33 protein-coding genes and 1 pseudogene are annotated in these 24229 nt (G+C 39.2%); 17 read left to right on the forward strand and 17 right to left on the reverse strand.

The features are described from left to right. Positions 1 to 170: 170 nt before the first annotated feature. Genes C5749_RS19740 through C5749_RS07520 form a run of 3 tightly spaced genes read right to left on the reverse strand, consistent with a single transcriptional unit; the run spans position 171 to position 1815 of the window. Entirely contained in the window at positions 171 to 323 is a 153-nt protein-coding gene (locus tag C5749_RS19740) for a hypothetical protein (protein WP_219847918.1), read from the reverse strand. Next, positions 308 to 598 (reverse strand): ATP-binding protein, encoded by a 291-nt coding sequence (locus C5749_RS19745; RefSeq protein ID WP_219847919.1) that lies wholly within the window; start codon positions 596 to 598, stop codon positions 308 to 310. The genes C5749_RS19740 and C5749_RS19745 overlap by 16 nt, the downstream gene beginning before the upstream one ends. A gap of 41 nt (positions 599 to 639) precedes the next feature. Next, the gene (locus C5749_RS07520) at positions 640 to 1815 is read right to left on the reverse strand and encodes a Kelch repeat-containing protein (RefSeq protein ID WP_105724465.1); all 1176 of its coding nucleotides are present in this window, start codon (positions 1813 to 1815) and stop codon (positions 640 to 642) included. A gap of 532 nt (positions 1816 to 2347) precedes the next feature. On the opposite strand from C5749_RS07520, the gene C5749_RS19750 reads away from it, so the two are divergent. Continuing rightward, on the forward strand, positions 2348 to 2473 hold the full coding sequence (locus C5749_RS19750; protein WP_281258057.1) for an ORF6N domain-containing protein: 126 nt from the start codon (positions 2348 to 2350) through the stop codon (positions 2471 to 2473). Between the two features lie 170 nt (positions 2474 to 2643). Here the strand turns inward: C5749_RS19750 and C5749_RS19945 are convergent, their stop codons facing one another. Further along, positions 2644 to 2775: a hypothetical protein gene (locus C5749_RS19945; protein ID WP_425443439.1), complete on the reverse strand. Its 132-nt coding sequence runs from the start codon at positions 2773 to 2775 to the stop codon at positions 2644 to 2646. A gap of 265 nt (positions 2776 to 3040) precedes the next feature. Between C5749_RS19945 and C5749_RS19950 the strand changes: the two genes are divergently transcribed. From C5749_RS19950 to C5749_RS07550, 5 genes are all read left to right on the forward strand, one after another. Continuing rightward, on the forward strand, positions 3041 to 3304 hold the full coding sequence (locus C5749_RS19950; protein ID WP_425443443.1) for a helix-turn-helix domain-containing protein: 264 nt from the start codon (positions 3041 to 3043) through the stop codon (positions 3302 to 3304). An 86-nt stretch (positions 3305 to 3390) separates the two neighbouring features. Then, positions 3391 to 4146, forward strand: coding sequence for an SDR family oxidoreductase (locus C5749_RS07535; RefSeq protein ID WP_105724469.1), 756 nt, complete (start codon positions 3391 to 3393; stop codon positions 4144 to 4146). A gap of 78 nt (positions 4147 to 4224) precedes the next feature. Then, the gene (locus C5749_RS07540; protein ID WP_105724471.1) at positions 4225 to 4575 is read left to right on the forward strand and encodes a DoxX family protein; all 351 of its coding nucleotides are present in this window, start codon (positions 4225 to 4227) and stop codon (positions 4573 to 4575) included. Position 4576: 1 nt separating this feature from the next. Beyond that, entirely contained in the window at positions 4577 to 5023 is a 447-nt protein-coding gene (locus C5749_RS07545; RefSeq protein WP_105724473.1) for a nuclear transport factor 2-like protein, read from the forward strand. Between the two features lie 49 nt (positions 5024 to 5072). Further along, a complete protein-coding gene (locus C5749_RS07550; RefSeq protein WP_105724475.1) occupies positions 5073 to 5339 on the forward strand; it encodes a hypothetical protein in 267 nt (88 codons plus the stop codon). Between the two features lie 364 nt (positions 5340 to 5703). On the opposite strand, the gene C5749_RS07555 is transcribed toward C5749_RS07550, so the two are convergent. The 5 genes from C5749_RS07555 to C5749_RS07575 all read right to left on the reverse strand — a co-directional run bounded on the left by C5749_RS07555 (position 5704) and on the right by C5749_RS07575 (position 9103). Beyond that, entirely contained in the window at positions 5704 to 6204 is a 501-nt protein-coding gene (locus tag C5749_RS07555; protein ID WP_105724477.1) for a hypothetical protein, read from the reverse strand. A 9-nt stretch (positions 6205 to 6213) separates the two neighbouring features. Continuing rightward, on the reverse strand, positions 6214 to 6675 hold the full coding sequence (locus tag C5749_RS07560) for a hypothetical protein (protein WP_105724479.1): 462 nt from the start codon (positions 6673 to 6675) through the stop codon (positions 6214 to 6216). Between the two features lie 36 nt (positions 6676 to 6711). Continuing rightward, positions 6712 to 7569, reverse strand: coding sequence for a thiol-activated cytolysin family protein (locus C5749_RS07565; protein ID WP_105724481.1), 858 nt, complete (start codon positions 7567 to 7569; stop codon positions 6712 to 6714). Positions 7570 to 7584: 15 nt separating this feature from the next. Next, positions 7585 to 8148: a hypothetical protein gene (locus C5749_RS07570; RefSeq protein WP_105724483.1), complete on the reverse strand. Its 564-nt coding sequence runs from the start codon at positions 8146 to 8148 to the stop codon at positions 7585 to 7587. A 202-nt stretch (positions 8149 to 8350) separates the two neighbouring features. Further along, the gene (locus tag C5749_RS07575; protein WP_219847922.1) at positions 8351 to 9103 is read right to left on the reverse strand and encodes a response regulator transcription factor; all 753 of its coding nucleotides are present in this window, start codon (positions 9101 to 9103) and stop codon (positions 8351 to 8353) included. A 349-nt stretch (positions 9104 to 9452) separates the two neighbouring features. Here C5749_RS07575 and C5749_RS07580 point away from each other — a divergent pair, with 349 nt between their 5' ends. Continuing rightward, positions 9453 to 9692 carry a hypothetical protein gene (locus C5749_RS07580; RefSeq protein ID WP_146113715.1) on the forward strand — a complete coding sequence of 80 codons (240 nt, stop codon included), beginning with the start codon at positions 9453 to 9455 and terminating at the stop codon, positions 9690 to 9692. Positions 9693 to 10004: 312 nt separating this feature from the next. On the opposite strand, the gene C5749_RS07585 is transcribed toward C5749_RS07580, so the two are convergent. Then, positions 10005 to 10610 (reverse strand): Crp/Fnr family transcriptional regulator, encoded by a 606-nt coding sequence (locus C5749_RS07585; RefSeq protein WP_181151307.1) that lies wholly within the window; start codon positions 10608 to 10610, stop codon positions 10005 to 10007. Positions 10611 to 10774: 164 nt separating this feature from the next. Here C5749_RS07585 and C5749_RS07590 point away from each other — a divergent pair, with 164 nt between their 5' ends. The 4 genes from C5749_RS07590 to C5749_RS07605 all read left to right on the forward strand — a co-directional run bounded on the left by C5749_RS07590 (position 10775) and on the right by C5749_RS07605 (position 13192). Further along, positions 10775 to 11182, forward strand: coding sequence for an SgcJ/EcaC family oxidoreductase (locus tag C5749_RS07590; RefSeq protein ID WP_105724491.1), 408 nt, complete (start codon positions 10775 to 10777; stop codon positions 11180 to 11182). A 151-nt stretch (positions 11183 to 11333) separates the two neighbouring features. After that, complete coding sequence (locus tag C5749_RS07595; RefSeq protein WP_105724493.1) at positions 11334 to 11891, forward strand: NADPH-dependent FMN reductase; 558 nt, start codon at positions 11334 to 11336, stop codon at positions 11889 to 11891. A gap of 116 nt (positions 11892 to 12007) precedes the next feature. Further along, positions 12008 to 12577, forward strand: coding sequence for a Crp/Fnr family transcriptional regulator (locus tag C5749_RS07600; RefSeq protein WP_105724495.1), 570 nt, complete (start codon positions 12008 to 12010; stop codon positions 12575 to 12577). Positions 12578 to 12667: 90 nt separating this feature from the next. Beyond that, a complete protein-coding gene (locus C5749_RS07605) occupies positions 12668 to 13192 on the forward strand; it encodes a DinB family protein (protein ID WP_105724497.1) in 525 nt (174 codons plus the stop codon). A gap of 180 nt (positions 13193 to 13372) precedes the next feature. On the opposite strand, the gene C5749_RS07610 is transcribed toward C5749_RS07605, so the two are convergent. From C5749_RS07610 to C5749_RS19955, 3 genes and pseudogenes are all read right to left on the reverse strand, one after another. Beyond that, positions 13373 to 14695 carry an RNA-binding domain-containing protein gene (locus C5749_RS07610; RefSeq protein WP_219847923.1) on the reverse strand — a complete coding sequence of 441 codons (1323 nt, stop codon included), beginning with the start codon at positions 14693 to 14695 and terminating at the stop codon, positions 13373 to 13375. Positions 14696 to 14928: 233 nt separating this feature from the next. Further along, positions 14929 to 15153 (reverse strand): hypothetical protein, encoded by a 225-nt coding sequence (locus tag C5749_RS07615; RefSeq protein WP_105724499.1) that lies wholly within the window; start codon positions 15151 to 15153, stop codon positions 14929 to 14931. A gap of 106 nt (positions 15154 to 15259) precedes the next feature. Beyond that, positions 15260 to 15379, reverse strand: a pseudogene (locus tag C5749_RS19955) (Fic family protein); the annotation flags it as partial. Between the two features lie 295 nt (positions 15380 to 15674). On the opposite strand from C5749_RS19955, the gene C5749_RS07625 reads away from it, so the two are divergent. Further along, positions 15675 to 16238 (forward strand): hypothetical protein, encoded by a 564-nt coding sequence (locus C5749_RS07625; protein ID WP_105724501.1) that lies wholly within the window; start codon positions 15675 to 15677, stop codon positions 16236 to 16238. Between the two features lie 188 nt (positions 16239 to 16426). Next, complete coding sequence (locus C5749_RS07630) at positions 16427 to 16870, forward strand: GNAT family N-acetyltransferase (protein WP_181151308.1); 444 nt, start codon at positions 16427 to 16429, stop codon at positions 16868 to 16870. A 48-nt stretch (positions 16871 to 16918) separates the two neighbouring features. Here the strand turns inward: C5749_RS07630 and C5749_RS07635 are convergent, their stop codons facing one another. Next, positions 16919 to 17278 (reverse strand): winged helix-turn-helix transcriptional regulator, encoded by a 360-nt coding sequence (locus C5749_RS07635; protein WP_105724505.1) that lies wholly within the window; start codon positions 17276 to 17278, stop codon positions 16919 to 16921. Positions 17279 to 17372: 94 nt separating this feature from the next. Between C5749_RS07635 and C5749_RS07640 the strand changes: the two genes are divergently transcribed. Continuing rightward, positions 17373 to 17972 (forward strand): nitroreductase family protein, encoded by a 600-nt coding sequence (locus C5749_RS07640; RefSeq protein WP_105724507.1) that lies wholly within the window; start codon positions 17373 to 17375, stop codon positions 17970 to 17972. A 41-nt stretch (positions 17973 to 18013) separates the two neighbouring features. After that, entirely contained in the window at positions 18014 to 18559 is a 546-nt protein-coding gene (locus C5749_RS07645; RefSeq protein ID WP_105724509.1) for an NAD(P)H-dependent oxidoreductase, read from the forward strand. Here the strand turns inward: C5749_RS07645 and C5749_RS07650 are convergent. From C5749_RS07650 to C5749_RS07660, 3 genes are all read right to left on the reverse strand, one after another. Further along, a complete protein-coding gene (locus C5749_RS07650; RefSeq protein WP_105724511.1) occupies positions 18556 to 19167 on the reverse strand; it encodes a response regulator in 612 nt (203 codons plus the stop codon). The two genes, C5749_RS07645 and C5749_RS07650, sit on opposite strands and share 4 nt — an antisense overlap. Before the next feature lies 1 nt (position 19168). Continuing rightward, positions 19169 to 21157, reverse strand: coding sequence for a tetratricopeptide repeat-containing sensor histidine kinase (locus tag C5749_RS07655; RefSeq protein WP_105724513.1), 1989 nt, complete (start codon positions 21155 to 21157; stop codon positions 19169 to 19171). Positions 21158 to 21234: 77 nt separating this feature from the next. After that, the gene (locus C5749_RS07660) at positions 21235 to 22212 is read right to left on the reverse strand and encodes a TolB-like translocation protein (RefSeq protein ID WP_105724515.1); all 978 of its coding nucleotides are present in this window, start codon (positions 22210 to 22212) and stop codon (positions 21235 to 21237) included. Between the two features lie 410 nt (positions 22213 to 22622). Here C5749_RS07660 and C5749_RS07665 point away from each other — a divergent pair, with 410 nt between their 5' ends. Next, positions 22623 to 23903, forward strand: coding sequence for a MutS-related protein (locus tag C5749_RS07665; protein WP_105724517.1), 1281 nt, complete (start codon positions 22623 to 22625; stop codon positions 23901 to 23903). A 45-nt stretch (positions 23904 to 23948) separates the two neighbouring features. Beyond that, on the forward strand, positions 23949 to 24176 hold the full coding sequence (locus tag C5749_RS07670; protein ID WP_105724519.1) for a hypothetical protein: 228 nt from the start codon (positions 23949 to 23951) through the stop codon (positions 24174 to 24176). The last annotated feature ends 53 nt before the right edge of the window (positions 24177 to 24229 follow it).

The raw sequence follows: 24229 nt of genomic DNA on the forward strand, positions 1-24229 counted from the left end.
ACCATAAATTTTTCAAAGTACATACGCCTAATCCAAGGGAGGGTGAGAATTGAATTGGGTCGTAAAACGCGACTTAAAAAAACAGATGATTATATACCTTTAAGGTAACCATCGACAGCATGACAATAACACTCTCCGACTCCAGAGATATAAATTCTTTCCTAATCTTTTTAAATTGGCACAAATTGAGCCGTGATATCCACGACATACTCCTTATTGATAAACTGCACTTGAAACTGGAGTCTACCACGCTCAAACCACTTAAATTCAATTTCGGGATAAGCTTTCAACTCATCTGCTATCAACTTTAATCCATTACCCACTGGTCAATTAACCCAACTCGCTTAAATAACGGTGCAATCGTCTTGTTACGGATATCAGACTGCCTAGCCTCTAACGCAGCAAAGTCTATCGATGGCAACAATTTTCCCGGGCTTGTAATCTCAATCATATCATCGAAGACAGCCACTTTGATGTCTCTTCCCGTAAGCGCATAGTCCCGATGAACAACTGCATTTCGAATGGCCTCCCGAACAGCGATTAGGATATTGCCAACGTGTATTAGTTTACGCAGATAGATTAATACCTGTCTTAACACCTTAAAACACCTGACGCATCAAATAGGAATATCACTCTACTTTACTGCATCTCTGTACGAGACACTTGAAATATCTCCGTCGGTAAACCTATAGAATCGTCCACATTGAGTACAGCCTCTCCACCATGCACAACCAGTCTGTCTCCAACTATCTGCATCGTATGAAATAACCGGCTATGTTGAAGTTTAAATTTTTTCCATTCCTCATTACCGAACTGATAAACCAATAAATCGGACGACATCCGGGAACCAGACTCCTCATCGCCCAGCACACGGCCACCACTCAAAATAAGGGCATCGGAAGGCTCGTCTATAAGGATAGCGTATAACTCCCTGTACTCAGGAAACCGCAAGGTCGACCACCGTTGATCTTTGATGTCGTATACATCGAGATATGGAGGAGTCTCAAATGCATATGTACTGTAAAAGTAAATCTTTCCTTTATGGACAAGCATTTTATTATTAAACTGATGAGCCTTATTCTCCATTTCCTTCCAAATTCGCGATTTCAAATCAAATTGCAATAAAACATGTTTGGTTTTAAAACCATTGGTCGTCAGGTTACAGGAGTAAATAGTGTTACCATCTGAGATAATAGACTGTACTGTTCCTTGATAAATTGGGTCTATTGCGATAGTCTCCCACGCCTGCATAGAATGATCGAAGATGTAAAAGTTTGCGTAGCTACGTACAATTAAATACTGATCCCCTGCTACAGTGACTGCGCGATAGGAGAAATCACCAGTACCGAGTACCTTGTGATCGATATGATCCAATGATAAGGTAAAACGATCTATACGTGGGCCTTCCTGCTTACCATGCCATCCTCCTGAGACAAATACCTGATTGTTCAAGATATGAACAAAGCTCTCCATCCTTGGCTTACTCAGCGGAGTAGACGTCCATTCAAACGTCTGCATATCCAATTTATACACGCTGGAAGTATACGACATAGGATGATGCCCGCCTCCGACATAAAATGAAACTCCATCCGTTGCGCTAGCCATTTTTTTTCGTGACTCCGGTGCTTCATGAGAATGGAGAAAGAGTAATTCAACATCTTGAGGTGGAATAGAAGGTGATTCCGGTTCTTCTGTCTCCGGCTCTTCTGTCCTTTCCGGATCATCAGCTTTCTTACAGGAGCATGCAAGAATGCCAATGAAAAGCGCGCAGAAAACACCCACACTGAATAAATAGCGAAAACGGTAACAGTTCATAAAAAGATATTAGATTAATAAACTGCCACAATGTTACAAAAATATCGTGTATGTTTTACGGATTATATGTTCCAACGTGGGAGAATTTATGGTTGAACTGACCGCTCCCATTAAACATGCGAGGTCGGCGCAAGGAAATATCACATCGTTGCATACGCTGTCTATTCCTTTACCATTATGTACTTGTACATGTAAATGCATGCACGGCACATCTTTGTTTTGTACCGGAACAACGTGAGCATGTCAGGTGCGTTGTTGATGATGTTATGTGACAAAGTCGTCAACTACATATTCATTGTGCACTACTGCAAGGGACATGTTCACACATTGAAGCTAAACAACGTTCAACACATGGATTTGCTCGTTATCTCAACGAACAAGTCCACAATGTAACGTGACAAAGCCGCCAACTACAGTGAGTGGCTGGTTATGTCACTGTACATAGCCGCTAAGTACCTGGAGGTTGGGGCTATGTATATGTACAAAATGGAATATTCTATTGCTTTACAATAAAAGTTTATTGTTACCTTTATTGGACATAGACCGGTTTCCGAAGGATTTCATGTTTGAACTAAACGATGACGAGTTCAAATTTTTGAGGTCACAAATTGTGACCTCAAAAACAGATGGCCGTGGAGGTAATGAGATTAGCTATTGAAAAGCTTTAGAGTGGTAGAATTTAAAGATTAAAATTTATGATCTCAAATTGCAAAAAGGTTTACGTGAGGTTAAAAATGGGGCTTTGTATATGTACAAAATAGATTCTATTGCTTTACAATAAAAGCTTATAATTATCTTTATTGGGACAATGAATTATGAACAATACCATTAAGTTATGAGTAAAAGTAACTCCTCTGGGTCACGTACGGACAGGATTAGTCGGCCGTTGGCAACAGTCGGCATCTCACCGCTTTCGTATAAACGATACGTATTGACACCCAATCCCAATACCTCGGACATCTTACTAGCCGACACACCATACTGCTCACGGATGTTGCGAATTTCCTCGGTAAAAGGTATGCTATATCTTTCACGAAAGAAAAACCGAAAAGTTCACCATATAAAGTTTTTCAAAAATTGCATCTTTGTGTTGTTTTTCGATTTAAGGCACATGGAAAAATCCGAACAAGAAATATTAAAAAGAAGCAAAGAAATTACCGAAAACTACTTTCAGTTTTTGGACAAACATATTGCAGATGTGGTTGTGGGAACTGTTGACCAATTTATGGAAATCAACCAAATTGCGAGTGAATTATTTCTGTCGCACAAGCATTTGACAGACACTGTCCAAAAAGAAACTGGAAATCACCCTTGCCATTTTTACGACCTAAAAATTCTCGATGAAGCAAAAAAAATGCTCTTACAAACAGATAGATCCATCGCAGAAATCGCAAAAACACTCACTTACGACCCTTCCAATTTTTCAAAATTCTTCAAGAAATTTGTAGGACAACCACCTGGGCAATTCAGAAAGGAAAACAAAAAATAAAAGTTCCGAAAAGTTCACCACGAAATAAACACAAAGTCTTGCCACCTTTACAATATCAATTTGTAAAATATTTAAAATCAAACAAAATGGCAAGAAACGATTTAAAAGGAAAAGTAGTTTTAATTGCAGGTGGTGCAAAAAACTTAGGCGGTTTATTGAGCCGTGATTTTGCAAGCAAAGGAGCAAAGGTAGCTATTCATTACAATAGTGAAAGTACAAAAGCAGATGCTGAAAAAACTTTGGAAGACATTACAAACGCAGGTGGAGAAGCATTTTTATATCAAGCAGATTTGACAGATGTAAAAAACATTACCAAACTTTTTGATGCTACCATCGAAAAATTTGGAGGTGTTGATATTGCAATTAATACCGTAGGTAAAGTGCTTAAAAAACCATTTGTTGACACAACCGAAGAAGAGTACGACAGTATGAGCGACATCAATGCAAAAGTAGCATATTTCTTCATTCAGGAAGCAGGAAAAAAACTGAACGAAAACGGTAAAATCAACACGATTGTAACTTCATTATTGGCAGCATTTACGGGTTATTATTCTACTTATGCAGGAGCAAAAGCTCCAGTAGAACATTTTACCAGAGCCGCTTCCAAAGAATTTGGTTCACGTGGAATATCAGTAACAGCGGTTGCTCCAGGACCGATGGATACATCATTTTTCTACGGACAAGAAAGTGATGACGCAGTGGCTTACCACAAACAGGCTTCTGATTTAGGTGGATTGACCGACATCAAAGACATTGCTCCATTGGTTGAGTTTTTAGTAACTGACGGCTGGTGGATTACTGGGCAAACCATTTTTGCAAACGGTGGTTACACAACGAGATAATAAAGGAAGTATTTTATATTTATATTTTTATAAGGCAAATAACTTTGTTGTTTGCCTTTTTCTTTAAAACCAAAGACCATGATATTAAAAATAATCAACGCTGTTTTAATACTTTTTGCCGTGTTTATGGGTACAAAGCACGGTTGGAATATGCTGACTGCAAAACCCGAAATGCTAGAAATGTTCGGCAAATGGAATTTTAGTAAAAATGCTGTTGTCATCAATGGAGCAGTAACATTACTGGCCTCGGTTTTGATATTGTTTCCCAAAACATTCGTGTGGGGAAATTTCCTAATGGCAGCAGGAATATTGATGATTATTTGTCTGCAATTATTGAACAGAGATCTGAAGGGTGTAGCAATAGAAATACCTTTTTTGTTGCTTAATCTCGTTATTATTTATTTGCAATACCCTTTAAAAAACAATTAAAATGGCTTATTACAAATTATTTATAATCTCACTGTTTATTTCTTCAGCACTTACTGCGTGTGGTCAGGTAAACAGGAACAAAATAAATGAAAACAACACTTTAAATTCTAAACAAATGCAAGACGAAATTTTATTAAAACCTGTAAAATCTTTGATTGAAGCTATGGAAGTGGAAAATGCCGAACTTATCAGAGCACAGTTTTCAGAAAAGGCAACCCAAGCATATGGTGCTGACGGAAAAATGAAAACACCCGAAGAAACCAAAAAGTGGATAGAAAGCGACATCGTTAGTCGTCAAGGCAAAGTTGCAAATCCCCAGTACAGTATAATCAGTGAAAATGAAGTTGTTGTAAAAGGTCAATATTCAAGTAAGGGCTACACAAACACAGCTAATTTTTTGTTTACTGTTGAAAACGGATTAATAACAAGTTGGAGAATGCGATATTAAAAGGGTTGCTGATAAAGTTCCGACTAATTATAATGAGACCAACGCAGCCGTGTATTTAGCTTACAAAGACCAACCCAATCTTCTAGCACAATTAGATTTGCACAACACACCTGGTCAATATTTAACAGAACATTTTGGATTCGTACCACTCGGGATGACCTTACATGTAATTTTCGCTTCAGAAAGTAACGGACAATTTGTATATAACATCAAAGAAGTAACTATTGTTGAAGATCATATCATTACCATAGCAACGGATAATATGGAAATTACCAGCAAAGAAGATTTGATTGACAGGATCAATGCATTGAATTGAGTTCTTCCGGTAATATCTCCCATTTTGCGTACGACTTGAACAGGTCGCGGGGTAAGGCAACAGTTCCGTTTTCGCGGAGGGTTGCAAATCCGTCCGAATAAAGGATATGAAAGGGCATCCTGTTGACGGTGCATGGCTTCGATGGTGTAGAGCATCAAATTAAGAAGAAACGAATAGAACCAAAAGTGGATCATCAATTCGATGATATACGTCTCTTCAAATAGCCTTAATGGAGTGCAGCTAGTTTTAGCTTTAATGCTTCGCTGCTTAGGGCAATAGAATTTCTTTTCTGGAACGGCCGGTCAGACTGCCCGAATGCAAAAGTCAAATGCTTGTAAAGAAATATACAAAATATAATTTCTATCTATTTAGACTTAGTTTCCTTAGATTTTACCACTGTTATCACCCTCTCCTGATTAATTTCTGATCCATTCCACACTGTCGTCCCATTTAATGCTACTTGTGTGCAAACATGGTTGTTTCCTGTAGATTCTATCTTTCCGTTTAAAGTATCTACATTATTTCCATTGCCCCAGTCGAGATATAATATAGAAGGATTTGCTTTTGGGTTTAGATATACCCTCAATCGATATTTATCATAGCCTCCTTCAGGCGATAATATCACATATGATTTTTTATCTGGTCCAATATCGGATTCTCTTCCCGTCGTAGCGTCGACAACTTTTAACGACTCTATATCAAAATAATCTATCTGGTCGTCGAGATTTCCAGCTAATAAATCTTCTCCCTGACTATTTAGTATCATAGCGTCAACATGTGTGTCGAAAACAGTCCCCCTGCCTTTTTTTTCGCAGGAAGACCATACCAAATTAAACAAAATCAATATGCATAAAATATTTTTCATAACTAATTTTTAAGGTTTTTTAAAACCATAGTACAGTACAGGCTTAAAATTGTTATAAGGAATGAAAAGAAAATTCTCTTCGGCGCTTCCTGATAGAATGACTGGACGATTATTTATGGCTCCCGGATAAATATAATTTCGCCCGTGATATATTGTAGCTTCGGTACTTGTTACGGTATGTTTCTTTGAAAAGAATGCCTCATCTTCGGGGGTCATACTGTTAACGCCAATCGACATCTTCTTTGCTGAGCTGGCCTTTTGAAGCGAACTATCTGCTTTTACGGTATTTGAACTATAGTATTCTTCCGCAATGGATCTATACAATGAATCTCCATGGTATGCATACGCAGAATCTATTGAAATCCTGTAGGGTTCCCGTAGTACTCCTAAAGATGCCATATTACTTCCCTCGTCATGCAGGACGTTCTCCTTGCTACAGGATGTAGCAGCCAACAGTACGACTGCCGTCAATATTTGGTATAATTTTCATTTGTTAAAGTCTTACGGCTAGTATGTATTCTCAAAAACGCTATTGTCTGTTAGGCAGGCAGCGCTAAAAGAAATGGGCATGCCGTAATTGTCTTTTGTCAGCTCTTCATCAATGTAGTCTAAGATCTGTTCAAACGGTGCTGGACTGATCGGTATCTCTTCATTGCCAAAGACTACTGTTCTAAAGGTGCAGTTTGCCAGAACCGCTTTATCATGGTCGGATAGTTGTTCACCTTCAAGAACGTTCTTTAAAGTCGTATTTACAGTGTTTTTGTCAAGGTTGGACTCCACCAGCATTAATATTCTCCTTCCGAAAGATAAAGAGTTGACATATATTAAATCTTCCGGATCATACTTCGCTATTTCTTCCGGATCAGTAGCAAAAGAACCTTCCGGCGGAAGATCTAGGTAGGCTGTAAAAGCTGTCCTTTTTATATCTACTGCTAAAAGAGTCTTTGGTGTCTTGGCTTCTGGAGAGATGCCAAACCATTCCCGTAAATTAAGGGTCTGGCCTAGATCGTTTTCAACGGCACTATACTGTTTTATCTCCTGCAGATTGTAAGAGAAGGAAGTATTGTTCTGAAATACTGGACTAGAAGCCTTGGAGAAAGCTTCTTCTAGAGATCGGTACATATTATCCTTACCAGCCTTAAGAGTGACGCTTCTGACTGAAGCACCGTCGAAGCTCATCGTAATATCATCATCTATCAGATTCAAAACGTTGTGCTCGTCTTGGTTTAAACTATTTTTTTTCAGGACACCGCCCAAATATAACATAGAAGGATTCTTTGAGGCAAATACAGAAGATCTTTCCTGGGCTACGGTAAGCCCGCTAAAAAGCAGCGTGAAGATGGACAAAAAAAGTAGGTGTTTCATATTGCAGATAAAATGTTAATGGTAAGTAGCTTCAACCTTCAACCAGATCAGATTGTATTGTTTGCTTTGCGCTATTAGTGTATCGAAGTTTTCCAGCGCATACGCTTGTCCTAAAATAGTACTGACCCTTTCGCGTGCCGATACTTTCTTAGAAAAAAAAGCTGCTGAAAGCAGGAATACGTCGTCTGTTCTTTTTCCAAGAAAATTCCACGTTTTCGTATTGTCGTCATAGAGATAGAGGTCGTCATTACCTTCCCATTTTGTTCTGAATTTCTCTTCAAGGGGACCTGCTTTAACAAATGTTGTAGAGTCTTTACTGATAGTAATCTCATTAGGAATAAAAGATCGCACCCGTGAACCGAAATGCTCTTCGATCTCGTCTTCTCCCAAAGATCCTGTTTCCTTAGAGTCTTCAATAGAACGGAATTCGATCACTTTACGGGATTCGAATTTTAGTTTCAATATTCCCGGCTCTTCGGGATCAGGAGGAATAACTACGTTGTCGTCCTTGCACGCAAACAGCAGAAAGACGATGGCAAACAACTGGATTTGCCACAGTTTAAATAGAGGTGTTTTCATTTTTGTACTTATGGTAAATAGAGTAATGTCAGTATGTATTTGTTCTACAGTGCTGCAAAGTAGCATGATGTTATCAAAACTACATTACTTCTAAGGGTAGTTCTACACTACACTTATGGGTAGTAAAGACGGTACGGTGGTGTTATACTACACTATTGTGTGGTCTTATTAACAATTATTGATGGCGATCGAGTTGATAAACTCATATTAGTTTGTTATTGGCTGCGTAGAAAATTGCTTCAGGCATACTTGAAACACCTAATTTCGTAAACAGCTTTTTTCGGTGAAATTTGACAGTCTCTGGAGAGACAAAAATCTCATTGCCTATGTCGTTAATAGTAAATCCTCTGATCGAAAGCCTTAGGATTTCCTTCTCTCGTTCTGAAAGCTTGATTCCGTCAATTGATCTCCATCTTTCATCATTTAGATCGAAATGTAACTCTTGATTGTACCCCTTTTTCGAAATCTTTATATTACCTGATGTCTTAGCAGTGGATAATGACACTATACAAAGTGCCTTCCAGATAGCGCCATCATCTGTTAAAAATAGCGGTGTAAGTTTTTGATTCACCAGAATCCGTTTGTTGTCATCTGTTTTTAAATGAAAATCATATGAAATCGTGTAAAGCTTCTTATCGGATAACGGTATTTTGTCATAAAAATCAAATCCGATCTTATTGATCTTTATCAACAATTCCAAATCCTCTGGTACTACATTTTTAAAATAAAATGCGTATCCCATCTCACGAACCTCATCGACAGAATGTCCACAAAGAAATAGTGGGTTTTCGGAAACGTACTCAAATGATTTTTTCTCGTAATCGATAGTATATATGCTCGCATAGGTAGTCCTTTCGAAAGCATATATAACTTCTTTGTAGTCTAATGGCTTTTTCAGTTCCTCTTCTGTAACCCCACTAATTGTATTATTTTTTAAAAAAAATCTGTTGATCATTGTACTCCCCATTCTAAGAATTCAAGAAAATAAATATAAACAAAGATATCATTATCGATAATAAATGTCGGACAAACAGTCGAGATGATGGACTACTTACCGTCAGCACCTTAAATAATTATATTAGCTAAGACGTGTTCGAGAATTCCAGTCCCATCGGGGTAAGTATGACTGGAGCAACATCTGATGACCACAAAACTACACCTTTTCGTAGTAAAACACTACATTGGTAATTTACCATAACTTTGAAGTCCAAACTATTATTAAATGTCAAAAAAAAGAATTCATTATAACAGACATCTGTGAAGAACAACTGATTCATTTAGCCAAGTTTGTTGTCGAACAGAACATGGTACGCCGCGTCCAAGACTCACAAGCCTCAACATATGATTTAGAAGTAGATATGATCTATGATGAGGAAAAGTCTTTCTTTTCGCAATCGCTTTACACTGTTGCTTACAATATGGATAACGAAATTGTAGGAAGCACCCGAACAATGGAGCACCGAGGACACGCAACACTACCCATTGAAAAATCCAAACCAACATTCAGATTATGCGTGTTTTCACAAAGCTACGTCAATTCCTGACAAACAACTCCCGTATGCAGCATGAGCTTACAGAAATGAGATTAGCTATTGAAAAGCTTTCAAAAATCTAAAGGAGTAACGGTGGTCAAGGGGTTTGATGTTGGAAATAGTTTTAATCGAGAATAGACTGTTATTTTAAAGTTCGGTACGATCAGTTATATAAAATCAGAATATGAAAAAATATAAGCCATATACAACTGATGGAGCTGCTAAGAAAGTACTTAAAATAGGTTAGCTTAAAAAAGTAATACGGCGCAGGATATCGGAACGGAGAAATGAATATTGGTTTTGCTAGAGAAAATGGCCGATGTGTCAATCTAATCTTTTTAAAAAGACCTGATTTCTCGCCCGGCTTAGCGTCTCCCTACTCACATGCAGAAATTTGGCAAGATTGGTTAATGAAATTTCCTGTAACCAATTCTTTTTGGATGCTAACAAATGAAGATATCGTTCTTCTGGAGACCGAAGTGTGAGTATCTCGTAATGCTCCTGCTTTTTTCTGATCATTTCTTGAGAAAGGTCTACACATAATTGAAGTAGATCGGGCTCGTTACTGAATATCTTCACCATCTTTTCAAGTGGGTACAAGATAATGGTGCTTGAAGTTATCGCACTTACAGAATACGGCAATGCCTGCTGTTGATGGATCGAGTTCCAGTTGTCGATATATTCAAGACTGCCACAAAAGGTAGAAATCCGTTCGTCCCCTTTTTCGTCCAGATAGTAAAGTTTTAGCCATCCGGTCACAACGAATATTCCAACATGCAAGCGCTCTCCATGCCTGAGAAAGATGTTGTCTTTTTCAAGATATTTTACCATCGATATCTCCCGCAACTTCCCCCAGCTCCCGGAGGTAACATATGGAAACTTCTCGGACAACTTTTGATAAAAATCATCTAACACTTTAGAATCACCCATATCCGTCATTGCTTGATTAAGTAGCTGTTAAATGTTGATCCGATAAAGATAAGCTTTTTGTGAACCTTTTTATCGATTTGCTGGCAAAAGGATTGTGATTATAATCACATGTTACAGCATATAGGTAGGATATCTTTGTAGGAGATGAACAACATGATATCGTTATGGAACAGGAAAGATTGATCACGGAATTATTTAGCAAATATGTCATTTATTGGAATAACCACGACATAGAAAATTGGGGAAAGCTATTTACCAAAGACACAAAATTCATTACGTGGTCTGGTGTAATGTACGCCAGCAATGCAGAAAATATAGAGCAACATGATAAAGCTCATCAAATTTTGTCGACGCAAAATCAGAACATGAAATATCATCTCGACGTTCTCGATATTAGCTTAATCCGCGATGACATTGCTCTCGTTTACGCCACATGGAAGTGGGAGGATTTTAAAATCGACAATCTGCATACCGAGCTACGTACCGGGATATTGACAATGTTGCTGTTAAAAGACGGCGTATGGTTGATTCGATCGACACAGAATACGCGTACATCGGAAAACCTGGGATAACATGTACAAAAAAGTAATATTGATCATCGGAGCCGGTGAACGCCTGGGAAGAGTTATTGCCTCGAGATTCTTAACGGAAGGTTTTGACCTTTTATTAATGAGCCGCAATGTTAGTAAATTGATAACGAACTGCTTATTTTAAAAAACGGACATGTTAAAAATAGCTATAATAACGGGCAGCACCCGCCCGATGCGGATAAACCGAAAGGTGGCTGAATGGGTTTATAGTGTTGCAAAAATGCAATCAGATGGAATTTTCGAACTGGTAGATATTGCAGATTACAATCTTCCGATGTTCGATGAACCTCTCCCACCCACTTTAGGAGAATACCGACAAAAGCACACAAAGATATGGTCGCAAAAGATTGCTGATTTCGATGGTTTTGTGTTTGTAACGCCAGAATATAATCATAGCATCACGGGCGTTCTCAAGAATGCGATCGACTTTTTATACAGCGAGTGGAATAATAAATCTGCAGGCTTTGTTAGCTACGGTGCGACGGGTGGCTTGAGGGCAATTGAACACCTACGGTTGATATTGAGCGAAGTACAGATAGCACATGTTAGGCCTCAGACCTCTCTTTCGCTGTATGATGATTTTAGAAATTTTGAGTCGATCGCTCCAAGGCCGTTTCAGATACGGTCTCTTAATGAGATGTTGGAACTGGTGTTATTGTGGGCACAAGCACTCAAAAGTATTCGCACCTAGTAAATATAATAGTCAATTTTGTTTGGGGTTTTAAAGTTTACGCTTTGGATTAGAATAGATATATTCCAGGAATATGAATATATTTATCCCTACGATACTAAACAAACATTATACACGTGGATAAAGTACGCGAACATATTGCTTCTCTTTTCAAATTAAGCGAAGGACAAGCCTCCATTTTTCTTTCAGAATTTACCAGAAAAGAATTTAAGAAAAACGATATTTTTATGGAAAGCGGAAAGATTTGTAATAAAATCGGACTGATAGAGCGCGGCTTAATGAAATGTGTTTTTAATAAAAATGGAGATGAAATAATATTTGAATTCGCATTTGAGAATAATTTTATTTCGGACTACTACAGTTTTTTAACGAATACGCCTTCAGCAAAAGAAATAAGATGTATAGAAGACACAACGGTGTATGTGATTACAAGAGAAAGTTTGGAGAGGTTAGGCCGTGATCATCCTTTTATCGAGAGCATGAGCGGACAAATGAATCAGATGTTATTTTTAAAAATGCATGATAGGCTTAAGTCATCTTTATTAGATTCAGCCGTTGAGCGATATATAAAATTGATCTCTGAAAGATCAGATCTGGTACAACGAATCCCCCAATATCTCATAGCATCTTATCTGAATATTAAACCCGAAACCGTCAGTCGCATCAGAAAGAAATATATAATCTAGCACCTTTATTGATCAAGGTCAACGAATTACCATTTGCTGCTTACTAATTTTGTATTGTACTTCAAGACTTCAATTTTAAAGTTATATAATATGAATCAAATCGAAATTTTAGTAAAACAGACAAAAGATGCGTACGAATGGACGAACAAAGTGATCAGCTCCATTCCTCAAGACAAATGGGATAATATCCCTAAAATAATTGAATCTAATGTGAGTTGGCAGGTAGGACATCTTATAATGAGCTTTTACTACCATTCAATAATGGTTATAAAAGGGCACCAGATGGATATACTCCAAAAAATACCGATGAAAGAGTATGACGTTTATTTTACCGATGCATCTCCTAATAAAGCGCTGGGAAAAACAGATCCTGTAGACCTGCAAAATAATTTGATGTTTGTTCAAGCCAGATCTATGGAGATTATCGCATCGTTATCCGAGAAAGATCTTCGAAGCGAACTGGAAGGAACTTTAGTTCCGCATCCAATAGCGACAAATAAATTTGAAGCGTTGGATTGGAACATAAAACATACCATGTGGCATTGCGGTCAACTCGGTATCTTGAAAAGAATTGTTCATGAAAGGTATAATTTTGGATTAAAAGCAGGTAAATAGCGGCTGTAAAAATTATTCTTTGATTCAAAAAGGGAGTGTGCGACTACAGATATTGCCAACGCGTTTTAGTATATACACCTTCCACGGTTGCGGATTTATTAATATGCCGCAATACAAATTCGTACGCTTGCTCGGCTATTCCAAAAAGACTGCATTCCGACACAAAGTGCACCAATTCCACTATTGCTCGGGTACAACATTGATCTTCCAATGCCCTGTCCGGTCACTACCAACTCTTTCCAAAATACCACGATTGCGCAATATCTGTATATGCTTGTCTATAGTGGTCGTACTTACGCCAATATGATCTGCCATAACACGTTTTGATATTTTCGAATTAGCATGGACGAGACCTAATATCTTCTGCTGTGTATCTACCAACCCATCTACCAACCCATCTACCAACCCATCTACCAACCCACTATCGGTTACAGATTTCGGAAATACCATCCTCGTAAAATTATTCAAAAACACGAAGCATTCTCGTCCGTAACTCTGCAAAATACGTGGAATGCCCGACCCCAACTGCTCCACCAATTCAAGATCCCGATATACTCGCATCAATTCCCTATTTCGTGGTATAGAAATCCCAGCAAAAAAATCTTCCTTGTCTAGACCATCGATCAACGAGCCATAAGAGGTAATCTCGATACGATCGACAAAAATCTCAAACTTGGGAGGGACTTCGCGGGTATAATCATTATGTACGATCGCATTGATAATTGCCTCACGAAGAGCGATCTGATTCCACAAGCGAGTATCGATTCGCTCCCTAGGCGTAATCTGCGACATGGTACGGTTCTCTAGCTCGATTTTATCGATCACGCTTTTGGTCGCTTTGATGATGGAACAAAAACCGTATTCATTATTCTCGATGAGATTTACCCTATCCGTTCCACTATATTTGGCCACTTTGATGGAGACATTGTTGTCATCAGCCAAAAGATATGCGGCATAGTTGAATTGACTATCTTCAGTGAAAAGCTCGAGTGTCTTTCTAAATTGTGGGTTAAGCGGCTTATCCTGTTCTTGATAATAGATACGGAGCTGTTCGAACCTCAAATCCTGAAAATAAGATCTGATTTTACCGATAGAATTGCGTGTACGAGAAGCGTATAACTTATCGATCATCGCTTGAGACATAGGTTCCGCAGAGCTTCCGACGCGTATCAACGCACCCTTTTCGCTCATTCCATATTTTCGGATGTAATAAGGGCGTTCCAATCCACCAACTACAACGAGCTTGACTACATCTTTGCCTTCGTATTCTTCCAAGATTACATCAAACAAACCCATACACGAAGGAAGTATATTATTTTTCAATCGATCTTTAATCACCAATTGGACATGGTCAGCATCCGGTACCCCCACATATCGTCCATCTTTACCGATACCAATGTATATACAGCCACCCTCATGGGTGTTAAGGAAGGCTACGACTTCTCTTTCAAAATCGTCGGTCAACTTGGACTTATACTCTATCGCCCGGTTCTCCGTCATCATATCATTATAGGCTATTAATTAAGCAAATATAAGAATATCTATTTGCTAAAAAAAGTAGCATAACACAGGTTAAGCCTAAAATTTTCTATTGAATTAACTTTAGATCCGACGTCGGCAGAGATAAGTGTTTGGATAAAACCCAAAAGGACGATGTAGCGCCGCACACATTATTAGCGATATTGTTAGTCAAAATCAAACGGACACCTGTCGACACGAATTCGTCCATGCCAAACTCATCTTTGAGCAATAATTTCCGGTGACAGATCCATGTTGTCAAGTATCAACCATCGCTCACATCCGGACGGAAGTGTCACATCGACGCGCGAAAGAATGATTTCCCCGTATGGGTAGATTAAACAGATGTCCATAAGTACCACCTCCCCATACGGATTATTCACATCCCCGTACCACGACACGGTGTTGTTGCCCAGCGCATCGTCCAAGTCGTACGACGACATTACACCGGATGTACGGGAAAATGGCGAATAGTTACAACAAGTTACATATGTTCATTGCGTGTTGATTATGTTATGTGACTTAGCCGTCAGCTACATCTACCGCTCTTTACTTCTTCACAATATTATTTCTGTAAGCTACACCTTTGGCTGTTAAGCGGTATCGTTGGTTTCTACTATTCGGTTTTTCAGGGATCGTCATTTCCACTAAACCAAGAGTCAATGCGGGTTTTAGATAGGTAACCTAAAGTGTTCTCTATGCAATAAACCTAGTTTATTCTGTATTTCCTGCAGGTCCATATCGCTATCCAACTCTTGTATGAGATTTTTAACTTGCTCGGCAACTTGCTCGGTATTTCTTTGAACAGCTTAGTCATCCATTGGAAATACTATCCGCAAAAAATTTTCAGTGAACTCAAAAACCGAACGAGAATAGTGTAATAGGAAGGACGAAATTCACAACTAAGGATATTTCCGATATGGGAGAAATTAACTAATTTTATAACATAAATATTAACCTAAAAATGAGCGTAAAAAAAAGCGTATTAGAACAGAAAACCAATACAGAATTGGAAAAATACATCGTTCCTGAGAGTAGATTTGTACCAGAGGCTATCAGATATGCCTTTGAGATCTTAAAATCCAGGGGAAGACATTTCAGCGACGACGAGGTCAAAAGTATCGAATGGTTAATAGCTAACAAAGAAGAAGTCGAAGACAACGTTGTCCACGAAAATTATATCAAAGCTTCAAATCTTTTTTTGGTTTCTGTTGGACTAGGATTAATCAATATATTCCTCGCCCCTGAGATTACCGCCGAAGGTTCTACGATCGCTGTTTCTATTTTTACCTTGGGTTTCTTACTGATAATCGGGCTGTTGATAAGAAAAGGTTTCGATTGGATGAAATATGTTCTGCTTGTATTCATGATTATAGGAGTTCTCGCAATTCCGTTGTTATTGCAGAATATTATGTATCAGCCTGTCGTGGGAATTATTAACCTCATACAAACAGCCCTTCAGGTGGTTACTCTCGTTATTTTATTTAAAATACCGGATAATCATAGCGCAGAAAAACAACGTATGTAGAAAACACGTAAAACCCTATATGAGCAAAGTTAATAGCGTAGAAAAGGTCAATATAAGGAGCTCATTGTTTAACAATAAAAGTTTATTATCACCTTTATTGGTATAATGAATTATGAACGATACTATTAAGTTATGAGTTAAATCTATGAAGTTTTTTCATGATGAGACAGGTTCTCAAAAATACAATTATGAAAGATATTGAAATAAAACTTGCGTCTGCGAATGACGTTATCAAAATAGAACCGATTTTTTCGCTATATCGGGAATTCTACGGAATGGAAAAAGATAGCGCGGGAACAATAGATTTTCTACGCGAAAGACTTGAAAGCAATGAGTCAATCTTACTCTATGCGGAAAGAAACGGAAACATTATCGGATTTACCCAGCTCTACCCTACTTTTTCTTCGGCTTCGTTAAGAAAAGCATACGTATTAAATGATCTTTATGTTATAGAAACTGAAAGGAAACAAGGGATAGCCAAATTATTAATAAACGAGAGTATCGAGATTGCAAAAAGAGAGGAGTGCGTCAGAGTTTCGTTAAGTACGGCAAAAGATAATCCCGCTCAAACCCTCTATGAAAAAATGGGATTCAAAGAAAGTTCATTTAAATTTTATAATTATAATATATGAGAATTGAATTGGGTTGCAAAACGCGACTTCAAAAAACAGATAATTTTATCATTGGTTTGTTTCTTTTATCACCTTTATGCGTTTATTATTTTTAGCTGCTTCCTTTCCCCATTGGGCAACGGATTGAAGCAACGGAATGAGAGTTTTTCCAAATTCGGTTAATTCATAATCCACTTTCAAGGGTGGTTTACTGGTATGAACGGTGCGTTTGACCAAACCGTCTTCTTCCATCTCTTTTAATTGCAGGCTCAATGTTCGCTCCGTTATTACAGGGCATTCTTTTCTCAATTCACTATATCGTTTTTTTTCAATTAAATGAATGAGGATAACTGCTTTCCATTTTCCGCCTATATATTTCATTGTCAGGCTCGTACCGCATGGGAATTGCTTGTCGTCTATACTATACATCTGCTACTATCAATTTTGACCGTTATTGCAAAGATATTATACTATACATAATTTTGCAACTGTAAAAAGTATAGTTTAATTAAATATAGTAAAAATGAGTTTTTTTGACATCGCAAAAAACAGGTACACAACTAAAACGTACAACCCAAATGAGAGAATTTCGGAAGACACCGTAGAGAAACTGAAAGAGATTATAAGATTGAGCCCGTCGTCTATCAATAGTCAGCCTTGGAAATTTACGTTTGTTTCAGATGAAAGTACAAAGCAAAAATTGGCGGATGCTTCCTATTGGAATGCGGGAAGAATTAATGAAGCGAGCCACTTGATTGTATTTAGTGCAATAGATGATATTGAAAAATTTGAACAACAAATTAAGGAAAATTTACCCGAAGGTTCTGTTAACTATTATAACCAATTTGTGAAGCCCAAGGGCAATACAGAAATCAAATATTGGTTGCGACACCAAGTATATCTTTCTCTTGGTTTTTTCCTTTCAGCTTGCGCAAGTCTGAATATCGATAGTACGCCAATGGAGGGATTAATAAATGATGAATACGACAATATACTACCATTGAACGGCTATAAAACACTGTTTGCAGTTGCCATCGGTTATAGGAATCCCGAAGATGCTAATCAGCCGTCCGTCAGCCCGAAATCCCGTTTACCGTTAGAACAAATTGTCCAATCTATTTAATCATAAAAAAATTGCAACTATAATTTTTATAGTAAAAAAGTATGGCATTAATTATTTTAGCACACCCAAATTTCGATCAATCGTTTGCAAACAAAACGATTATTGAAGAGTTACAGAAAAGCAATTTGGAATTAGAAATCCGAAATCTTTACAATTTATATCCTGATTTTAACATTGATATAAAAGCGGAACAGGAAGCATTACTACGTCACCAGACTATTGTTTTTCAGTATCCTTTTTATTGGTTGAACATTACTCCAATGTTGAAGCAATGGTTCGATTTGGTATTTGAATATCAGTTCGCTTATGGTTCGAAAGGCGATAAATTAAAAGGAAAAGACTTCTTGCCTAGTTTCACGGTAGGGTCGCCAGAGGAAGCATATAGGCCGTTGGGAAAACATCATTTCAGGATTTATGAATTTTGCAAAAATATGGAACAGTTGGCGTATTATTCACAGATGAATTACATTGACCCTATTTATTTTCATGGTACATCCCTGAACGTTGGGTACACAGTGGACGATGTTAGAAACAGAGCAAAAGATCACGCTAATAGATTAATAGTAAAATTGGAAGAGGTACTTTAGATAAACTTCATTTCTGTGGCCTTATGGATCAAGGAGGCCGAATTGGTCACGCCAAATTTCTGCAGCAGGTTGCGGCGATGGCTTTCGACGGTCAGTGGACTGATAAACATCTGTTCGCCGATTTTTGCGGTGGTATGCCCCTGCGCCATCAGCGTGAGTACCTCGCGCTCGCGCTGGCTAACCGTAGGTATATCGTCTTGTTTGTTGGTCAGGATAAAACTCATCTCTTTGCTCAGCACCTGCTCCCCCCGCATCACGGCTTCGATTCCTTCGATCAGTTCGTCGGTAGAGACATTTTTTAGCAGGTATCCCAGTGCTCCCGCTTTTAGCATGCGTGAGGCAATGCTTCCCTCGTTGAGATTACTGATGGCAATGACCTGCGTATCTGGGTATTTTTTTTTGATGATTTCTGTTGCGTCGATACCATTCATCTCGGGCATATTGATATCCATAAGGACCACATCGACGGCTTCGGTTGTCAAAAATTCGAATGCGTCTTTCGCGCTGCTAAATGAACCGCGTAGTACGATCGTCGACGTGTTTTTCAAGATAAATTCGAAGCCATTTAACACGAGCGGATGATCATCGATTATAATTACTGAAATCATATTATTCGGCTAGTTCAAATTGAATGTGAAACGATGCGCCTTTTCCTATGGTCGCATCGATCTCCAGATGCCCATTTAAAATCTCTACCCGGTTACGAATATTAGATAGTCCTATCCCTTCCCGTTTGGAATCATCCATAGATGGATCAAATCCCTTGCCATTATCTTCTACGGTAATATAAAAATAACCATCCGCCTCCGAACACTGCACCCAGATTTGGGTTGCGCCGCTATGTTTTACAGCATTGGTGAGCAGTTCCTGCACAATCCGGTATACGGCAATCAGAAAAGACTGGCTGTAATCCGTCCGCAAATTAGTGGCTTGAAAATCTATCTGCAACTGCGGTTGGTCCATGGCATTGCACAGATCTCGCAGGGATGCCTCCAGCCCCATATACAATAAAGACTCTGGCATCATATTACGGGCTATTCGTCGAAGTTCATTCACCGAATGGTCCATTTGGTTGATAAGTGTATATAAATCCATTGATGAATCTGTCTGTGGTTGTGCTTTAGCTTCCCTATTCGCAACTGCCGATAATTTGAGCTTCACGGCGGCCAGCATACCGCCCAGACCGTCGTGCAGATCGCGTGCTATCCGGCTGCGTTCTCTTTCTTGTCCTTGCAACATGGCATTGAAGAGGTTGAGTTTTTCCCGTTGTGCAGCCAGTCTCTTTTTGCTTCTGGCCGATATGTACCAGATGAAGCTAAGCATAGCGAGCACAATTGTCGTGAGCAGGAAGATACCGGCAAGTGTGCGTGTGCGCTGAATCGCGAACTGTTGCTGTTGGTTGGCTGCTTTTACCCGTAAGAGCTCATTCTCTTTTTCGGCTGTTTGGTATTTCTTCTCCAGTTCGAGCGTTAATGCTGCGCCTTTATCTGTTAGAAGGGTGTCCAGCACAATTTTATACTTCTCAAACCATTTTACAGATTCCTCATATGCTCCCAATTGTGCCGCGGTAGTGGCGAGATGATAATAAACCGTTTGCTTATTCTTCAGCGAAGGATTTTTTTCGATGTAGGGCAGTATCTCTCGCAGTTTGGCCATCGCTTGTGCTGGCTGGTTTGCGGTTTTAAATGCTGCAGACTGGCTGAAAAGAATGGACGCAACCATATCGCTGTTATTCTGCGCTTTTGCGCCGATGAGGGCTTTTTCGAAATGGAAGTTTGCCTGATCGAAATTGACCTGTTTCTGCCAGTAGCTTCCTTCTACATCGTGATAAACCGGGAGGTAAGAAGAAGCGGGCACTAATGTTGCGGTATGGGCAGCGCTGTCCAGCAGGGTCCGGGCGCGTATATGGTCTTGCTGGAGTAACGCATTACGGGCTGCGTTGACATATAGTGTAAAGCGTTGTTCACCTGCTTCTTGTTTGCCTTCTAACAACACCAACGCATTGTCGTAGTATTCCTCGGCTTTGCTGTATTCTTGCAGATTCATCAATGCCATGGCTACATTCTGAAGATTATTGCCCCAAAGCGTAGAATCTTTAATGCTTTTGGCCATTGGAATTACCTGATTGATGAGTACCTGCACATATTCGTGTTCTTTGCCTTCGCGTTGCAAGAGTGCTCCGTAACTTCCCCACAAACGAGCCCGATAGCGTGTCCCTGAAATCTTGTTTTTGGCGGGTACATCTCGGCGAAGATAGGCGTCTGCCTGCATATATAATTCCTTTGCTTTAGCAGGGTCAATGTTAAACTGAATAGCTGCGCGATAGAAACTTAATAGTCCTTGGTAATAGCTCGTATTCGCTTTATCACCCAGCAATTTTTGGCTATCGGATACGTAGTGTAACGCTTTTTCTGTGTCGTAGTCGGACCAGAAAAAGCTTAGCTCCAATAATGCGTGTGCTCTTTCCTCGCTGTTTTCGATCTGCTGCAGCTGCCGGTACAAACTGTCGCCGTAGTGCGTCAGCTGCGCTTGTGATTGCGCAAATATATTCGCGATGGAAAGTAGTGCATACGCAAGAAGAGACAGTAGTTTGTGCATTATTTTAACAGACTGTTTTTTTGAAATTACAGATTTATCCGCAGATTAACAATCTGGAACCACGGACCGTTTTCATCTTACCGCCAGATCATCTGCCCACCTGCCGTTTCAATCCTGTCTTTTCCTTTCACGAAAACGGGGATTACGCCGGGCGTGTTTGGCGCAATGGGGTCCACATTATATTCTTTGCCGTCGTTAGGGATAATCTTTAAAGACCACGTCCAGCCAAATGGACCGGTCTGTTTGTACTCAGTGCCTACCAACAGGTATTTTCCATCGGGCGAAAACTCGGGCACAGATTCTTTAAAATTACTGGTGGTCACCTGTTTCAGGTTTGACCCATCCATACCCATGGTGTACACATGGTTTGCAATGCGCACGGCAAGTTGGTTGCCCGCTGGATTGACGGCCACGTCGCCCCAGTCTTCGTAATTCATCTCTTTGAGCAAACTACCGGATGTATACGGCGGATCTAAACGAATAATATAATTATTGTGTACAATCAACAGCGAATTGCCGGGGAGCCATAAGCGTTGGTCGTTGAAACCGAATTCCTGCCCGTTGATATCGTGGATACGGCCGACAAACTCGCCATTTCGTTTTAGGATCGTGATACCGTCCTCCTTATCGTTTGAAAGCACCAGGATATGACTGTTATCGTACGACAGATATCCCGTACAGTATGCATTCAATCCCGGACTATGGTACACAAACTCCTCTACGATGCTGCCATCGTTAATATCGCTGAGGGTAAAACGTATGGGGTATTGACCGAATGTCTGTTCATCCACCACGGTGAGTTTGTATTTGCCATCCCGGGAGATGTCAAAATTGTTGAGGTCGGAATCATCGGGAATAAAGGCCGATCCTATTCCGTCTGGCAGACTCACTTTGAGGATTCCCTCGGTCGCCCAGTCGTAATATATCGTTCCTTTTAACGTGGATGGGTAACCACCGTCATCGCCATCTGGTCCGTTGTCATCTTTTGAACAGCTTATACTGAAGATCAACGTTAAGCCAATCAATATTAGTTTTAAAGCGCTTTGATTTACCATGCTTTTAGCTATTTAGTTCCATTTTTCGAGTCGGTGCTGTTACCCATATGTCAATGGTAGGTAACGTATACATCGCTTTATAACAAAAATAACCACAATAGCGTGGCGAATCAATCCACGAAAACAAGGATTTTGACACGGCAGGGAGACATCATCGTCTTGAACCTTGTTCGCATCTTGTTCGCATCTTGTTCGGAAGATTACCGGCATTCTACCGGTAAATTACCGTGTATTTACCGTGTTGCACACGTTAAATATACGGTAAGTACACGGTAAATCGTCGTTGAAGGGGCGAACAGAGTCCGAACAGTGTATAAACAAAGGCTAAATAGCATTCGAAAATAATCATATATTTATCGTAGTTTAGTTTTATCATCCACAGGCATATATGTTTGCACAACCAGCACAACATGGAGAATAACATTACGAATGTTAGTGATTTAAATATCAAAACGGATATCCTGGAAGTATTTGATAATACCCTTCATAACTACTCTAGGGATAGATTACTCGATATTCTCCTGACCCCGCTTCCAAATATCGATGCGATAAATAATCGCCAACAAATACTTAAAGGATTTCTTGCCAACAAAAAGTTATTGGAGAGGTATTTTTACAATAGTCGGGATTTCAGCGATGTGCATACACTCTTAACGAAGTCCGACAACAGAAAATTAAACTTCCGTTTTAAATTGTCGTTATTGTTTAACAGAGCAAAGCGTAATGCAGCTATGGGTATCTATATCCAACTTATTATATTTTTACAGCAGCAATATACGCTCATCTCCAATTTTATGGACACCGATACCTTCCCTGACTCCTACAAATACGAGATCAAGAGCTTAAAAAAGTATTTTCTGAACTTTGAACTGGATTTTTTCAGCACACTTATACGCGAAAACAAGTTTAAAATTGCTCATATAGTCGCTCTCCAAAAGAAGATTAATGAATTGCAGAAGACGGAAACGAACGACTTTTTTAAACGTTTATTTACATTTGAATCGCTATTATCCCTAAGTATATCCATTCATAAAAGAGGTTTTATCTTCCCTAGCATTGGAGATCCGGCATTTACAATCAGGGGTGTTTACCATCCGCTATTACCTAAGCCCATACGTAACGGCGTATCGCTAGACAAGCAAGTCGTGTTGATCACGGGGCCAAACATGGCCGGCAAATCTACTTTCTTAAAAGCTATCGCCATATCCGTTTATTTAGGCCATCTAGGTATTGCTATTCCTGCGGAAGAAGCTAAATTTCCATTTTTCCAGAACATCTGCATATATATTAATCATACGGACAATTTACGACAGGGTTTTAGCCATTTTTTACGTGAGGTTAAAAATCTCAAAGAGGTTGCGCTTAAAGCATCGGAAGGCACACCTACCTTCGCCATTTTTGATGAAATATTTAAGGGTACCAATATGAACGATGCATTGCAGATTACGCGGACCACTACACAGGGTCTTGCGCAATTCCATAAATCGGTGTTCTTTATATCGACACATATGGATGAATTAAAAGATATGGCATCAACAGCCGTTAATTCTTATTTCTTAGACTGCAAAGTGGAAGACGGGATTCCGAAATTTAGCTACCAACTGAAAGAGGGCTGGTCCAGTGTCCAGATTGGTAAGATATTGTTTAAAAATGAGGGACTTTATAATATCTTCAAACCGTCTGGGAGCTGAGATCGAAATTCGCTTAGATATTTCTATTTTAGTTATATTTAGATCATGGACGAAACAAAAGAAAAAAACCTAAAATTGGTAAACGAGTATTTCGATAAGCTACGCGCAGATTTGTTAGAGCTGCTTGACAAGCACGACCACGTGAATTTAGATATGGAGCCGCTTGGTGCTGACGAAGCATGTATGACAGGGAAATACACGCCTTCCGGAACCAGAATAACCATCAAGCAGGGCGATGTAGTGAAGTTTGAGCTTATTGATTATAGGGAATAAGACCAAAATATAGAACTGCTCTTTGAATACATTGACCGACTGCAGGAGAAACA

Origin of the sequence: Sphingobacterium gobiense, assembly GCF_002980575.1 — a bacterium.
GTDB lineage: Bacteria > Bacteroidota > Bacteroidia > Sphingobacteriales > Sphingobacteriaceae > Sphingobacterium > Sphingobacterium gobiense.